Annotated in this window: 13 protein-coding genes; 5 read left to right on the top strand and 8 right to left on the bottom strand. The window is 72.9% G+C overall.

Annotated features, from left to right (window positions below):
• Positions 1-182: 182 nt before the first annotated feature.
• Positions 183-1,349 carry an alanine racemase gene (gene alr / locus ACLIN4_RS21320; protein ID WP_107480440.1) on the bottom strand — a complete coding sequence of 389 codons (1,167 nt, stop codon included), beginning with the start codon at positions 1,347-1,349 and terminating at the stop codon, positions 183-185.
• A 63-nt stretch (positions 1,350-1,412) separates the two neighbouring features.
• Between alr and ACLIN4_RS21315 the strand changes: the two genes are divergently transcribed.
• Positions 1,413-1,784, top strand: coding sequence for a holo-ACP synthase (locus tag ACLIN4_RS21315; RefSeq protein WP_100049488.1), 372 nt, complete (start codon positions 1,413-1,415; stop codon positions 1,782-1,784).
• Positions 1,785-2,051: 267 nt separating this feature from the next.
• Here the strand turns inward: ACLIN4_RS21315 and ACLIN4_RS21310 are convergent, their stop codons facing one another.
• On the bottom strand, positions 2,052-2,654 hold the full coding sequence (locus tag ACLIN4_RS21310) for a helix-turn-helix domain-containing protein (protein ID WP_100049487.1): 603 nt from the start codon (positions 2,652-2,654) through the stop codon (positions 2,052-2,054).
• A gap of 70 nt (positions 2,655-2,724) precedes the next feature.
• On the opposite strand from ACLIN4_RS21310, the gene ACLIN4_RS21305 reads away from it, so the two are divergent.
• Entirely contained in the window at positions 2,725-4,191 is a 1,467-nt protein-coding gene (locus ACLIN4_RS21305; RefSeq protein WP_411576116.1) for an NAD(P)H-hydrate dehydratase, read from the top strand.
• Positions 4,192-4,260: 69 nt separating this feature from the next.
• Entirely contained in the window at positions 4,261-4,728 is a 468-nt protein-coding gene (locus ACLIN4_RS21300; protein WP_411576115.1) for an ASCH domain-containing protein, read from the top strand.
• A gap of 1 nt (position 4,729) precedes the next feature.
• On the opposite strand, the gene glmS is transcribed toward ACLIN4_RS21300, so the two are convergent.
• Together glmS and ACLIN4_RS21290 are read right to left on the bottom strand one after the other, a co-directional pair.
• On the bottom strand, positions 4,730-6,577 hold the full coding sequence (gene glmS, locus ACLIN4_RS21295; protein WP_100049484.1) for a glutamine--fructose-6-phosphate transaminase (isomerizing): 1,848 nt from the start codon (positions 6,575-6,577) through the stop codon (positions 4,730-4,732).
• Between the two features lie 100 nt (positions 6,578-6,677).
• Complete coding sequence (locus tag ACLIN4_RS21290; RefSeq protein ID WP_382085858.1) at positions 6,678-7,490, bottom strand: hypothetical protein; 813 nt, start codon at positions 7,488-7,490, stop codon at positions 6,678-6,680.
• Positions 7,491-7,738: 248 nt separating this feature from the next.
• Here ACLIN4_RS21290 and coaA point away from each other — a divergent pair, with 248 nt between their 5' ends.
• Both coaA and ACLIN4_RS21280 read left to right on the top strand, forming a co-directional pair.
• Positions 7,739-8,707: a type I pantothenate kinase gene (coaA, locus tag ACLIN4_RS21285; RefSeq protein WP_373420277.1), complete on the top strand. Its 969-nt coding sequence runs from the start codon at positions 7,739-7,741 to the stop codon at positions 8,705-8,707.
• A 31-nt stretch (positions 8,708-8,738) separates the two neighbouring features.
• Positions 8,739-9,680, top strand: a complete 942-nt coding sequence (locus ACLIN4_RS21280; RefSeq protein ID WP_381911921.1) for a DUF389 domain-containing protein — start codon at positions 8,739-8,741, stop codon at positions 9,678-9,680.
• A gap of 85 nt (positions 9,681-9,765) precedes the next feature.
• On the opposite strand, the gene glmM is transcribed toward ACLIN4_RS21280, so the two are convergent.
• The 4 genes from glmM to ACLIN4_RS21260 all read right to left on the bottom strand — a co-directional run bounded on the left by glmM (position 9,766) and on the right by ACLIN4_RS21260 (position 13,749).
• On the bottom strand, positions 9,766-11,124 hold the full coding sequence (gene glmM / locus ACLIN4_RS21275; protein WP_107477118.1) for a phosphoglucosamine mutase: 1,359 nt from the start codon (positions 11,122-11,124) through the stop codon (positions 9,766-9,768).
• A gap of 210 nt (positions 11,125-11,334) precedes the next feature.
• Positions 11,335-11,847, bottom strand: a complete 513-nt coding sequence (rpsI, locus tag ACLIN4_RS21270) for a 30S ribosomal protein S9 (RefSeq protein ID WP_043380984.1) — start codon at positions 11,845-11,847, stop codon at positions 11,335-11,337.
• 42 nt (positions 11,848-11,889) lie between these two features.
• The gene (gene rplM, locus ACLIN4_RS21265; protein WP_043380986.1) at positions 11,890-12,333 is read right to left on the bottom strand and encodes a 50S ribosomal protein L13; all 444 of its coding nucleotides are present in this window, start codon (positions 12,331-12,333) and stop codon (positions 11,890-11,892) included.
• A 207-nt stretch (positions 12,334-12,540) separates the two neighbouring features.
• Complete coding sequence (locus ACLIN4_RS21260; protein WP_289906035.1) at positions 12,541-13,749, bottom strand: glycosyltransferase 87 family protein; 1,209 nt, start codon at positions 13,747-13,749, stop codon at positions 12,541-12,543.
• Between the last annotated feature and the right edge of the window lie 25 nt (positions 13,750-13,774).

Below are 13,774 nucleotides of genomic sequence, written 5' to 3'. Positions count from 1 at the left end.
CGGTTCACCTGTGACACGCGCGTCGTGCGCGTCACGTCGTGGACGGGCGCGTCACCCGTTCACGTCACCCGTTCACGTCACTCGTTCACGTCATCCGGGCCGAGCCGTCCGTTCACGCCACCCGCCCGAGCCGTCCGTTCGCGTCGTCCGTCCGGGTCGTCCGTTCACGTCGTCGGTTCGAGTCACTCGTTCACGTAGACGCGCGGAACGCGTGTTCCGATCCGGGTGACGATCTCGTACGCGATGGTGCCCGCCGCCTGCGCCCAGTCCTCGGCGGTGGGCTCCCCGCGGTCGCCGGGCCCGAACAGCACCGCCTCGGCGCCCGGCTCGAGCCGCTCCCCGCCCAGGTCGACGACGAACTGGTCCATCGCGATCCGCCCCGCGACCGTGCGCCACTTGCCGCCGACCAGGACCGGCCCGGCGGACGAGGCGTGGCGCGGGATGCCGTCCGCGTAGCCGAGGGGGACGAGGCCGAGGGTGGTCTCGCCCGGGGTGGCGTAGTGGTGCCCGTAGCTGACGCCGTGGCCGCCGGGGACCTGCTTGACCAGGGCCAGCGAGGCGGACAGCGTCATCACGGGGCGCAGTCCGAAGTCGGCGGGGGTGCCGATCTCGGGGCTGGGCGAGACGCCGTACATCGCGATGCCGGGGCGTACGAGGTCGAAGTGGGTCTCGGGGAGGGTGAGCGTGGCCGGCGAGTTGGCGATGTGCCGGACCTCGGGGCGTACGCCCTGCTGCTCCGCGTACGCCGTCATCTCCCGGAAGCGGGTGAGCTGCGCGGCGATGGAGGGGTGCCCGGGCTCGTCGGCGCAGGCGAAGTGCGACCAGAGCCCGGTGACGCGCAGCAGCCCCTCGGCCTCGGCCCGCAGGGCCTCGCGGACCAGTTCCTCCCAGTCCGCGCCGGGCTGGCAGCCGCCCCGCCCGAGCCCGGTGTCGGCCTTGAGCTGCACCCGCGCGGGGACCTCGGCCCGCCGTGCCGCCCCGACGGCCTCCGCCAGGGCCCACATGCCGCTGACGGACACGTCGAGTCCGGCCTCGACGGCCTCGCGCCAGGGGCCGCCCGGCGTCCACAGCCAGCACATGATCCGCAGGTCCTGCGGCAACGCCGGGTCCGCGCGCAGCGCGAGGGCCTCCTGCGGGGTGGCGGTACCGAGCCAGGTCGCGCCCGCCGCGACGGCCGCGCGGGCGCACTCGGTGGCGCCGTGGCCGTAGGCGTCGGCCTTGACCACGGCCATGAGAGCCGCCCCGGGGGCCCGTTCGCGCAGGGCGCGGACGTTGGCCCGCAGGGCGGCCAGATCGATCTCGGCCCGGGCCCGCGCCTCCGCGTCCCACCGAGCAGCTGTCTCACTCATCGTGCCCCCAGTCTCTCAGAGCACCCGCCGCCCGCTCCGCCCTCAGTCGTTAGGGTGCCCGGCATGAGCATCATCGGGGTCGGGATCGACGTGGCCGAGATCGAGCGGTTCGGCGCGTCGCTGCAACGCACGCCGGCCTTGGCGCGGCGGCTCTTCGTGGAGAGCGAGTTGCTGCTGCCCGGCGGTGAGCGCCGGGGCGTCGCCTCGCTCGCCGCCCGGTTCGCGGCGAAGGAGGCGCTGGCGAAGGCGCTCGGCGCGCCCGCCGGGCTGCACTGGACGGACGCGGAGGTGTACGTCGAGGACAGCGGGCAGCCGCGACTGCGGGTGACGGGGACGGTGGCGGCGCGGGCGGCGGAGCTCGGGGTGGCGTCGTGGCACGTGTCGATGAGCCACGACGCGGGGGTGGCCTCGGCGGTGGTGATCGCGGAAGGGTAGGCCGGCCGCAGACCGGTGAGGCCGGTTGCCTGTCGGCCGGCCCCGGAGCGGTGGGGTCGGTTCCGTGCCGGCCGGACCCGGAGCGGTGGGATCGGTTCCGTGCCGGCCGGACCCGGGCCGGTGGGGTCAGTTCTGCGCCGGCCGGACCCGGGCCGGTGAGGTCAGTTCTGCGCCGGCCGGACCCGGGCCCGGTGGGGTCAGTTCTGCGTCGACCGGCCCCGGGCCGGTGAGGTCAGTTCTGCGCCGGCCGGACCCGGGCCGGTGGGGTCAGTTCTGCGTCGGCTGGACCCGGATGTGCATGCGTTCGCCCTGCGCGCCGTACAGGGCGATCCATTCCACGGGCCGGTCCCCCGCGTTGGCGATGCCGTGCGGGACGCGCGTGTCGAACTCCGCCGTCTCACCGGCCGTCAGGACCAGGTCGTGGTCGCCGAGGGCGAGGAGCAGGCGGCCGGAGAGGACGTAGATCCACTCGTGGCCCTCGTGCGAGCCCTGCTCGGGCCGCGGGGTCCACTCGGTGCGGGCGACCGCGGGCGCGGGCAGGATCTGCTTGTACGCGTGCAGCCCGTCGTTGGGGTTGCGGGTGAGCGGGACCCAGGTCTGGCCGTGCCGGGTGAACGGGCGCGGGTGGACGCGGGGGTCGCCGGTGCGGGAGCCGACCAGTTCGTCCAGGGGCAGGCGGTGCGCCCTGGCCAGCGGCAGCAGGTGCCGCAGCCCCGGCTCGCGCTGCCCCGACTCCAGCCGGGACAGCGTGGACACGGAGATGCCGGTGGCGGCGCCGAGCTGGGCCAGCGTGAGACCGCGGGCCTGCCGGATGGCGCGCAGGCGGGCCCCCAGCGAGGTCATCACCTGTGCCGTCTCGTCGTCACCCATGGGACAACTGTCCCCCATCGCGGACGGCGGGACCGTGCGTGTTCACCGCGTACGGGGAAGACTCGACGGCATGCGGACTGCGTACGGCGTGGAGATGGTCAGGACGGCCGAACGGGAGCTGATGGCACGGCTCCCCGAGGGGGCTTTGATGCAACGGGCGGCGGCCGGGCTCGCCGCCGCCTGCGCCCAGGTGCTCGGGCGGGTGGCCGGCCGGGTCTACGGCAGCCGGGTGGTGCTGCTGGTCGGCAGCGGGGACAACGGCGGCGACGCCCTGTACGCCGGGGCCCGCCTCGCCCGGCGGGGAGCGGGGGTGACGGCGGTGCTGCTCACGCCGGAGCGCGCGCACGGCGGGGGGCTGACGGCGTTGCGCCGGGCGGGCGGGCAGGTCGCGGAGGCCGGCGGCGGGAGCGCCGGGGAGCTGATCGGGCGGGCCGACCTGGTCGTCGACGGCATCGTGGGGATCGGCGGCAAGGGCGGGCTGCGGGAGGCCGCGGTACCGCTCGCCGACGCGGCGGCGCGGTCGCGGGCCCCCGTCGTCGCGGTGGACCTGCCGAGCGGGGTCGACGCGGACACCGGGCAGGTGCACGGGGCGGCCGTACGGGCCGACCTGACGGTGACGTTCGGGGCGCACAAGCCGGGGCTGCTGGTCGATCCGGCGCGGGAGTACGCGGGGTCGGTGCGGCTGGTGGACATCGGGCTGCCGCTGCCGGACGACGCGGCCGAGCTGGAGGCGTTGCAGCACGCGGACGTGGCACGGCTGCTGCCGGTGCCGGGTGCGGAGAGCGACAAGTACCGGCGGGGGGTCGTGGGCATCGCCGCCGGGTCGGCGCGCTACCCGGGCGCGGCCGTGCTCGCCGTCGCCGGGGCGCTGCGGGGCGGGGCCGGGGCGGTGCGGTACGTCGGCCCGGCCGGGGACGCGGTGCTCGCCCGCTACCCCGAGACGCTCGTGTCGGACCAGGGGCCGCAGCGGGCGGGACGCGTGCAGGCGTGGGTCGTCGGGCCGGGGGCCGGTGACAACGCCGGGACCGTGGCCGAGGTGCTGGCCGCGGAGGTGCCGGTGCTGATCGACGCGGACGGGCTGCGGCTGGCGGACGCCGACGCGGTGCGGCGACGTACGGCACCGACTCTGATGACGCCGCACGCCGGGGAGGCGGCGGCACTGCTCGGGGTGGCCCGCGAGGAGGTCGAGGGGGCGCGGCTGGCCTCGGCGCGGGAGCTGGCGGGGCGGTACGGGGCGACGGTGCTGCTGAAGGGGTCGACGACGGTGGTGGCCGGGGCGGAGGGCGGGCCGGTGCGGGTCAACCCGACGGGGACGTCGTGGCTCGCGACGGCGGGCAGCGGGGACGTGCTGTCCGGGCTCGCGGGGTCGCTGCTGGCGGCGGGGCTGTCGGCGCGGGACGCGGGGAGTGCCGGGGCGTATCTGCACGGGCTGGCGGGGCGGTTCGCGGCGGACGGGGCGCCGGTGGGGGCGCACGAGGTCGCGGAGGCGGTGGGGAGGGCTTGGCGGGATGTGCGGGGGGCCGGGCACGGGGTTTGAGCGAGGGCTCGGTGCGAGGCGGCGTCGAGTGGGGGCCACGGCTCGGGAGCGCGTCATTACTGTTCTGCCATGACGCCTGACTCCGCCTCGGCCTTCTCGCACATCGACACCGACACGCTGCCCAGAGTTGAGTTCGCGTTCCCCGGCCCCCTGCGCGACCAGCTCGTCGCGGCGATCCTCGACGGGTCCAAGACCTCCACGACCGGCCTCGCCGTCGAGTACGAGCGGGACGGGGAGCCGCTGCCCGAGGCGGGGCAGCGGTCGGTGGTCGTCGGCTCGGACGATCGGCCGGTCGCCGTCATCGAGGTGACCGGGGTCCGCGTCGTCCCGCTGGCCCGGGTGGACCTCGCCCACGCGATGGACGAGGGCGAGGGGTACACCAGCGTGGCCGAATGGCGGGCCGGGCACGAGCGGTTCTGGCACAGCGCGGAGATGCGCGCCGCCCTGGACGACCCCGGATTCGCGGTGGACGACGAGACGCAGGCGGTGCTGGAGCGCTTCCGTCTCGTCGCCGACCTGCGTCACGCGGACCGGTAGGTCACTCCACCGTCACCGACTTCGCGAGGTTCCGCGGCTGGTCCACCTCGTTGCCCCGGGCCGTCGCCAGTTCGCAGGCGAAGACCTGGAGCGGGACCGTCGCCACCAGCGGCTGGAGGAGCGTCGGCGTGGCCGGGATGCGGACGAGGTGGTCGGCGTAGGGCACGACCGTCTCGTCGCCCTCCTCGGCGATGACGATGGTGCGGGCGCCCCGGGCCCGGATCTCCTGGATGTTGGACACGATCTTGTCGTGGATGACCGAACGCCCGCGCGGGGACGGCACGACCACGACGACCGGCAGGTCCTCCTCGATCAGCGCGATCGGCCCGTGCTTCAGCTCGCCCGCCGCGAAGCCCTCGGCGTGCATGTACGCCAGCTCCTTGAGCTTCAGGGCGCCTTCGAGGGCGACCGGGTGGCCGACGTGCCGGCCCAGGAACAGCACCGTGTTCTTGTGGGCCAGGGAACGCGCCAGTTCCCGCACGGGCTCCATGGTCTCCAGGACCTGCTCGACGGCGCCGGAGATCCGGGACAGGTCGCGGACGACGTCGCGGATCTCGTCCCCGTACTTCGTGCCCCGCACCTGTCCGAGGTAGAGGGCGACCAGGTAGCAGGCGACCAGCTGGGTGAGGAAGGCCTTGGTGGAGGCGACCGCGACCTCGGGGCCGGCGTGCGTGTAGAGCACGGCGTCGGACTCGCGCGGGATCGTGGAGCCGTTGGTGTTGCAGATGGCCAGCACCTTGGCGCCCTGTTCACGGGCGTGGCGCAGGGCCATGAGGGTGTCCATCGTCTCGCCGGACTGGGAGATCGCGACGACCAGGGTCTGCTGGTCCAGGATCGGGTCCCGGTAGCGGAACTCGCTGGCCAGCTCCACCTCGCAGGGGACGCGCGTCCAGTGCTCGATGGCGTACTTGGCGATCAGCCCGGCGTGGAAGGCCGTGCCGCACGCGACGATGACGACCTTGTCGACCTCCCGGAGCACCCCGGCGGGAATGCGCACCTCGTCCAGGCTGAGCGTGCCGGAGCCGTCGATGCGGCCGAGCAGGGTGTCGGCGACCGCCTTCGGCTGCTCGGCGATCTCCTTGAGCATGAAGTAGTCGTACCCGGCCTTCTCGGCGGCCGAGGCGTCCCAGTCGACGTGGTAGGAGCGGACGTCGGCCGGGGTGCCGTCGAAGCCGGTGACCGTGACGCCGTCCCGGCGCAGCTCCACGACCTGGTCCTGGCCCAGTTCGATGGCGTCCCGGGTGTGCGCGATGAAGGCGGCCACGTCCGAGGCGAGGAAGGACTCGCCCTCCCCGACGCCCACCACGAGCGGCGAGTTGCGGCGCGCGCCCACGACCACGTCCGGCTGGTCCGCGTGAACCGCGACCAGCGTGAACGCGCCCTCCAGACGCCGGCACACCAGCCGCATCGCCTCGGCGAGGTCGGCGCAGGCGGAGAACTCCTCGGCGAGCAGGTGGGCGACGACCTCGGTGTCGGTCTCGGAGGCCAGCGTGTGGCCGCGCTCCTCCAGTTCGGCCCGCAGCGGCGCGAAGTTCTCGATGATGCCGTTGTGGACCACGGCCACCCGGCCCGCGTTGTCGAGGTGCGGGTGGGCGTTGGCGTCGGTCGGCGCGCCGTGCGTGGCCCAGCGGGTGTGACCGATGCCGGTCACGGCGCTCGGCAGTGGTCGCTCGGCCAGTTCCTTGTCCAGGTTGACGAGCTTCCCGGCGCGCTTGGCGGTGGCGAGGCCACCGTCCGCGAGCACGGCGACGCCCGCCGAGTCGTATCCCCGGTACTCGAGTCGCTTCAGCCCGGCCATCACGACGTCGAGCGCCGACTGTGACCCCACGTATCCCACGATTCCGCACATGACCGGCAGCCTACGATCAGTTTCGATCGCGAACCGGCCTTCCCGTGCCCGAAATCGGAAATTCCCACCGGGGTACGAACGCCTCCGACGGGCCCCGGCGTCAGCCGAGCTTGGCGATCTGCGCGTCGATGACGGCCGCGGGGACCTCGAAGTCCGCACCGGTCGCCATGGAGGAGAGGTTGGCGGCACTGAAGGAGGCGATCGTGGCGCCCTTGCGGACCACGACGACCTTCATGGGCGCGTTGGCGTCCTTGCCGATGTCCACCCCGAGGGTGACCGCGAAGCCCTCGTCCCCGCCCTTGGGAGCGGCGGTCGTGGTGACTTCGGCGATCCGCAGCTTGTCGCTGCCCACGCTCGCGGTGAAACCGCCGGCGCACTGCTCGACGGCGGCCTTCAGCTCCGTCAGCGCCTGCCCGGCGCCACCGTCCGCATAGGAGGCGACGTTCAGCCTGACCATGTCCACGCTGATCTCGGTCATGTCCTGACCGTCAGGGCCCGAGCCCTCGGACTCGGTCTCCGTCTGGCCCGTCCAGGAGCGCTTCACGTCCGCCGCCGGCTCGCCCTGGGCCACCGCGGCCTGGGCGTGGGCGAGCGGCAGACATGCCTTGCCGTCCGTCGAGACCTGGTCCTTGGCGATGTCCTCGTCCGCCGGGATCTCGCTGGTGACCTCACCGTTCTCGACGTCCGCCTGGGCGAGGGCGACCTTCTCCAGCTCGGCGGCGGTCAGCGCGTCGCCCGCCGGGGCCGAGTCGCCGGCGTTGCCCCCATCCGCCGGCGCGGACCGGTCCGCCTTGGCCTTGTCACCCTCGGCCGCACCGTCGTCATCGGACGATCCGCCACAGGCGGTGGCGAGCAGGGCGAGGACGGCGGCGGAGGCCGCCAGAGCGGTGCGGCGGACAGCGGTCGATCTCACGTCGGCACTCTTTCATCGGGACGATGTCGGATTGCGTCCGGGACTGTCGGAAAAGGCAGACGCGTTCCGCTCGGGGTTGCGCACGCTACACACGGCAATCGCACCTGTGATCGATAACCGGCCATCCGTACCCGCCCGTAACTTCCACGGAGTCGTCGGTCACGGCGTTCCGGCCGACGTGACACACCCCACCTGCCGCCCTGTTCGAACTCCGTTAACAATGGACTGTGATCTCTCCGGTCTCCTCGATGCCCCGGAGCGCCCACCGGCAACGGCCGGAGGCGACTCCCTACGTCGACCTCACCCGCCCCGAGTGGAGCGCGCTGCGCGACAAGACGCCGCTGCCGCTGACCGCCGAGGAGGTGGAGAAGCTGCGCGGTCTCGGCGACGTCATCGACCTCGACGAGGTGCGGGACATCTACCTCCCGCTGTCCCGGCTGCTCAACCTCTACGTCGGCGCCACCGACGGCCTGCGCGGCGCGCTGAACACCTTCCTCGGCGAGCAGGGCTCCCAGTCCGGCACCCCCTTCGTCATAGGGGTCGCCGGCTCGGTCGCCGTCGGCAAGTCCACCGTCGCCCGCCTGCTCCAGGCGCTGCTCTCCCGCTGGCCGGAGCACCCGCGCGTGGAACTGGTCACCACCGACGGCTTCCTGCTGCCCACGAAGGAGCTGGAGGCCCGCGGCCTGATGTCGCGGAAAGGTTTCCCCGAGTCCTACGACCGCCGGGCCCTGACCCGCTTCGTCGCCGACATCAAGGCGGGCAAGGCCGAGGTGACCGCCCCGGTCTACTCCCACCTCATCTACGACATCGTCCCGGACCAGAAGCTCGTCGTCCGCCGCCCGGACATCCTGATCGTCGAGGGCCTGAACGTCCTGCAGCCCGCGCTGCCCGGCAAGGACGGCCGCACCAGGGTCGGACTCGCCGACTACTTCGACTTCAGCGTGTACGTCGACGCCCGCACCGAGGACATCGAGCAGTGGTACCTCAGCCGCTTCCGCAAGCTGCGCGATACCGCCTTCCAGAACCCGTCCTCGTACTTCCGCAAGTACACCCAGGTGTCGGAGGAGGAGGCCCTCGACTACGCCCGCACCACCTGGCGCACCATCAACAAGCCCAACCTGGTGGAGAACGTGGCGCCCACCCGCGGCCGGGCCACCCTGATCCTGCGCAAGGGCCCCGACCACAAGGTGCAGCGGCTGAGCCTGCGCAAACTGTGACGGCGCCCGTCCCAGCCGGTACAAATACCGGATGCTGCATCTGCGCCTGATCACCCCGGCCGACCGCACCGACGAGGTGGTCCACCTGATCGAGGGGACGGTCGGCACCACGCACCTGGTCGTCCTGCCGGGCGCGGCCCGCGATCCCGTGGGCGACGTCGTCATGTGCGACGTCGCCCGGGAGGCGGGCGACGCGCTCATCAACCGGCTCCGGTCGCTGGGCATCGACAGCTGCGGCGCCATCACCGCGGAGAACATCGACCTGTCACTGTCCGAGCGCGCCGACAAGGCCGAGAAGGACGCGCCGGGCGAGCCCGCCGACGCGGTGCTGTGGGAGCAGTTGGAGGAGGCGACGCACGAGGAGTCGACCCTCTCCATCACCTACATCGCCTTCATCACGCTCGCCACGATGATCGCGGCCTGCGGTGTGGTGCTGGACAACGCGATCCTGATCGTGGGCGCGATGGCGGTCGGCCCGGAGTTCGGCCCGCTGGCCGGCATCTGCACGGCGATCGTGCAGCGCGCCCCGCGGCTGGCGCTTCGCTCGGCGATCGCGCTGCTGGTGGGGTTCGCTGTGGCGATGGCAGTGACGGTGGCGTTCAGCTGGGTGATGGACGCCTTCGACCTCTTCAGCGAGAGCAAGCTGGAAGCCGACCGCCCCAATACCGGTTTCGTCTACGCCCCGGACTGGTTCTCGTTCGTGGTGGCGATCCTCGCCGGCGCCGCGGGGACCCTCTCCCTGACATCCGCCAAGTCGGGTGCTCTGGTCGGTGTCGCCATCTCGGTGACGACCGTGCCGGCCGCCGCGAACGCGGCCGTGGCGCTCTTCTACGGCGACGCCCACCAAGCCTGGCGCTCGACCGAGCAGCTGCTGTTGAACCTGGCCGCCATCATCCTTGCCGGAACCCTGACCCTGCTGATCCAGAAGGCACTGTGGGCGACACAACGACGCCGGATGGTGAAACCCACCTAGGGGCGCGGGGAACTGCACGCCGGGCCACGACGAACCCGCGGCCCGCACCGCACCGAACCCCCGCCCCGAACCCGGCCCCCGGAAACTACCCGAGCGCCGACTTCACCGAATCGGCCAGCCGCCCCGCGACGGCCCGGGCCTGCTCGATGTCCGCCGCCTCGACCATCACCCGTACGAGCGGCTCGGTCCCGGAGGGACGCAGCAGCACCCGCCCGGTGCTCCCCAGCTCCCGCTCGGCCTCGGAGACCGCCGCGGCCAGCTCGGCGGAGCTGGTCACCCGGGACTTGTCCACGTCCGGCACATTGATCAGCACCTGCGGCAGCCGCTCCATGACGGACGCCAGGTCCTGGAGCGTACGGCCCGTCTGCGCGACCCGCGCCGCCAGCATCAGGCCGGTCAGCGTGCCGTCGCCGGTGGTGGCGTGGTCGAGGATGATGACGTGGCCGGACTGCTCGCCACCGAGGGCGTAGCCGTGCTCCTTCATCTCCTCCAGGACGTACCGGTCGCCGACGCCGGTCTGCGCGAACCGGATGCCCTCGCGCTCCATGGCCAGCTTGAAGCCCAGGTTGGACATGACGGTCGCGACGACGGTGTCGGACCGCAGCGCGTCCCGCTCCCGCATCGCCAGCGCCAGCACGGCGAGGATCTGGTCGCCGTCCACCTCCGCGCCGGTGTGGTCCACGGCCAGGCAGCGGTCGGCGTCACCGTCGTGGGCGATGCCCAGGTCGGCGCCGTGCTCGACGACGGCGGCCTTGAGCAGGTCGAGGTGGGTGGAGCCGCAGCCGTCGTTGATGTTGAGGCCGTCCGGCACGGCACCGATGGTGACGACCTCGGCCCCGGCCCGCGCGAACGCCTCGGGCGAGACCCGGTGGGCGGCGCCGTGCGCCTCGTCGAGGACGATCTTCAGCCCGTCGAGGCGGTTGGGCAGGACACCGACGAGGTGCGCGACGTACTGGTCGAGCCCCTGGTCGTAGTCGCGGACGCGGCCGACGCCGGCGCCGGTCGGGCGGTCCCAGGGGGCGCCGGTGCGGTGCTCGGCGTAGACGGACTCGATGCGGTCCTCCAGCTCGTCGGCGAGCTTGTGGCCGCCGCGGGCGAAGAACTTGATGCCGTTGTCGGGCATGGCGTTGTGGCTCGCGGAGAGCATCACGCCGAGGTCGGCGCCGAGCGCGCCGGTCAGGTGGGCGACCGCGGGCGTCGGCAGCACGCCGACCCGCAGCACGTCCACGCCGGCGCTGGCCAGGCCCGCGACCACGGCGGCTTCCAGGAACTCCCCGGAGGCGCGCGGGTCCCGCCCGACCACGGCGGTCGGCCGGTGCCCGGCGAAGGTGCCCGCCTCGGCCAGTACGTGCGCCGCGGCGACGGAGAGTCCGAGCGCCAGCTCGGCCGTCAGATCCGCGTTGGCGACGCCGCGCACGCCGTCCGTGCCGAAGAGTCGTCCCACTTGTCCTCCTGAGGAAGCGTCACGGACGGGAGCGCTGCCGGTACGGCCCACGCAGCCGGCTCCCGTCGTCCCGGGCACACCGCCCGGTCATCCGATCACATGAGCCTTAGAACGTCTTGTGCCGTTATACGCCCAACGGCGGGGATAAACGAATGCCCCGGCAGCACAGTGGCGTGCCGCCGGGGCGTTCGGAGTACAGGCAGGCGCGGCTTAGCGCTTGCTGTACTGCGGAGCCTTGCGGGCCTTCTTCAGACCGGCCTTCTTGCGCTCGACCGCACGGTCGTCGCGCTTGAGGAAGCCGGCCTTCTTCAGCGGGCCGCGGTTGTTGTCGACGTCGGCCTCGTTCAGGGCGCGGGCGACACCGAGACGGAGCGCACCGGCCTGGCCGGAGACACCGCCACCGGCGATGCGGGCGATGACGTCGTAACGGTCGTCCAGCTCGAGCACCTTGAAGGGCTCGTTGACTTCCTGCTGGTGCACCTTGTTCGGGAAGTAGTCCTCGAGGGTGCGGCCGTTGATCTTCCACTTGCCGGTGCCCGGGACGATCCGGACACGGGCGATGGCGTTCTTGCGACGGCCCAGGCCGGCGGCCGGCTGGGGCTCGCCGAAGGCGGAGGCCATGGACTCCGAGGTGTACTCACCCTCGACGGGGACCTCGGACTCGGTGGTGTAGCTGTCGATGTCGATCTCTTCGAGCGGCTGCTCGGCAGTGGTCTCGGCCACGATGCTCCTCAGATTCTCTTCAGTCTTAGGGGGTGGCCGGACTTACTGCGCGACCTGGGTGATCTCGAACGGCTGCGGCTGCTGCGCGCCGTGCGGGTGCTGGTCACCCTTGTAGACCTTCAGCTTCGAGAGCATCTGACGGCCCAGGGAGTTCTTGGGGAGCATGCCCTTGATGGCCTTCTCCACGGCCTTCTCCGGGTTCTTGTCCAGCAGCTCGTCGTAGCGCACCGAGCGCAGACCGCCCGGGTAGCCGGAGTGGCGGTACGCCATCTTCTGGGTCCGCTTGTTGCCGGAGAGGTGCACCTTGTCGGCGTTGATGATGATGACGAAGTCACCAGCGTCGACGTGCGGCGCGTAGATCGGCTTGTGCTTGCCACGCAGCAGGGTGGCGGCGGTCGTGGCGAGACGACCCAGGACGACGTCCTGAGCGTCGATGACGTGCCACTGGCGCGTCACATCGCCGGGCTTGGGGCTGTACGTACGCACGGTTCGTAGCCTTCGCTTCTTCAGTGAATGGTCCTGACAAGGTCACCGAAGACGATCACGACAGCCCTGACCGCACCGCGGTGACGCAAACCGCGTGCTGGTCGCTGGTCATCGGTCCCGGTGGACCGGTGTAAGGGCCCCTCACGTGAGAATGAGCAAGCCAATACACATACGACTGTGCAGCGTACCCGGGGTGGCACAGCCTGGTCAAAACGGAGCCGCCGCGACCTGAGCGGGCTCCGCCCCGGGCCCGGTGCGCAGGCCGTCACCGCCGCTCGCCTCCGCCCCGCCCCGGGCCTGCCGGGCGACCGTCACCGCCAGCACACACAGCGTGAACGCGTCCCTGAAGGCCCGCCGCTTCTCCGACTCCAGCCAGGGCCAGGTCACCCCCGGCACCTGGGGCACCAGGGAGATCCAGAACCAGACCACGCGGGCCGCCGACCCGGCGTACGGCAGTCCGGCGAGCAGCAGCGGGAGGACGACCAGGAGGTAGTGGTCGTAGGAGGGCCGGGAGACGAGGAACGCCGCGAGCATCAGGCCGGCGCCGGTCTCCGCGAGCCGCAGCGGCCCGGGGTCAGCGCGGCGCCAGCGGACGTACGCGCACAGCACCCCGGCCCCGGCCGCCGCCACCGCGAGGCCCTGGGCGAGCGCCTCCGGCACCCCGAGCCGGGGCAGCACGGCCGCCGGGGACGCCTCGTACAGCCGGACGAAGCCGTCGTCGCCGTGCAGGAGGAAGGGCAGGGTGCGGGTGAAGAAGCCGGCCGGGTCGGGCATCAGCAGCGCCGCCGCCCCGGAGGCGAGCGCGGGCAGGGCCACCGCCGCCGTCAGCGCCCGCCACCGCCCGGCGAACAGGAAGAGGAGGACGACGGGCGCGAGCAGCGGCTTGAGGGCCACGGCCGCGCCGATGGCCACCCCCGCCGCCGTCCACCGCCCCCGGCTCGCCAGCAGCAGGGACAGGGGCAGGGCCACCGCCGCCGTCACCGTCCAGTTGCCGAGGCGCACCAGGTGCCCGAACGGAGCGAAACCCGCCGCGAGCCCGGTGAGCCCGAGGACCGCGAGCCGGCTGCCGAGCGGCACCCGGTGCAGCCGCAGCGCGCACGCCCAGCCCACCGCCAGCAGGACCGTCACCGCGCACGGCACGAGCCACCGCAGCACCGCCGGGGGCAGCATCGCCTGCGGGGCGGCGGCCAGGACCGCGCTCGGGAGGTAGAGGAAGTGCGGATCGTCGTACGGGGAGCCGCCGGCCAGCCAGGCGCGGGCGGCCCGCACGACGATCGCGTTGTCCATCCCCCCGTCCGAGGTCACGCGCGCCGCGTGTCCCGCGCACGCCGCCAGCACCGCCACGAGCACCGCCCACAGGGGCCCGCCCGCCGGTCGCACCAACCAGCCGGAGATGTCGCTTTTGCCCGTCCGCATGGACGGAACGCTAGGCGCTGAGAGG

It is taken from the genome of Streptomyces mutabilis, assembly GCF_046628145.1.
GTDB lineage: Bacteria > Actinomycetota > Actinomycetes > Streptomycetales > Streptomycetaceae > Streptomyces > Streptomyces mutabilis.
Note: the sequence above shows the minus strand (reverse complement) of the source record. Positions and strands in the feature narration are given on the sequence as shown.

What these genes read in the sequence shown, in the direction of transcription:
- ACLIN4_RS21280 (WP_381911921.1), top strand. Translation starts at nt 8,739, where the DNA reads ATGCTGCATCTGCGCCTGATCACCCCGGCCGACCGCACCGACGAGGTG.
- alr (WP_107480440.1), bottom strand. Translation starts at nt 1,349, where the DNA reads ATGAGTGAGACAGCTGCTCGGTGGGACGCGGAGGCGCGGGCCCGGGCC.
- ACLIN4_RS21310 (WP_100049487.1), bottom strand. Translation starts at nt 2,654, where the DNA reads ATGGGTGACGACGAGACGGCACAGGTGATGACCTCGCTGGGGGCCCGC.
- ACLIN4_RS21260 (WP_289906035.1), bottom strand. Translation starts at nt 13,749, where the DNA reads ATGCGGACGGGCAAAAGCGACATCTCCGGCTGGTTGGTGCGACCGGCG.
- ACLIN4_RS21300 (WP_411576115.1), top strand. Translation starts at nt 4,261, where the DNA reads ATGACGCCTGACTCCGCCTCGGCCTTCTCGCACATCGACACCGACACG.
- coaA (WP_373420277.1), top strand. Translation starts at nt 7,739, where the DNA reads ATGCCCCGGAGCGCCCACCGGCAACGGCCGGAGGCGACTCCCTACGTC.
- ACLIN4_RS21305 (WP_411576116.1), top strand. Translation starts at nt 2,725, where the DNA reads ATGCGGACTGCGTACGGCGTGGAGATGGTCAGGACGGCCGAACGGGAG.
- ACLIN4_RS21315 (WP_100049488.1), top strand. Translation starts at nt 1,413, where the DNA reads ATGAGCATCATCGGGGTCGGGATCGACGTGGCCGAGATCGAGCGGTTC.
- glmS (WP_100049484.1), bottom strand. Translation starts at nt 6,577, where the DNA reads ATGTGCGGAATCGTGGGATACGTGGGGTCACAGTCGGCGCTCGACGTC.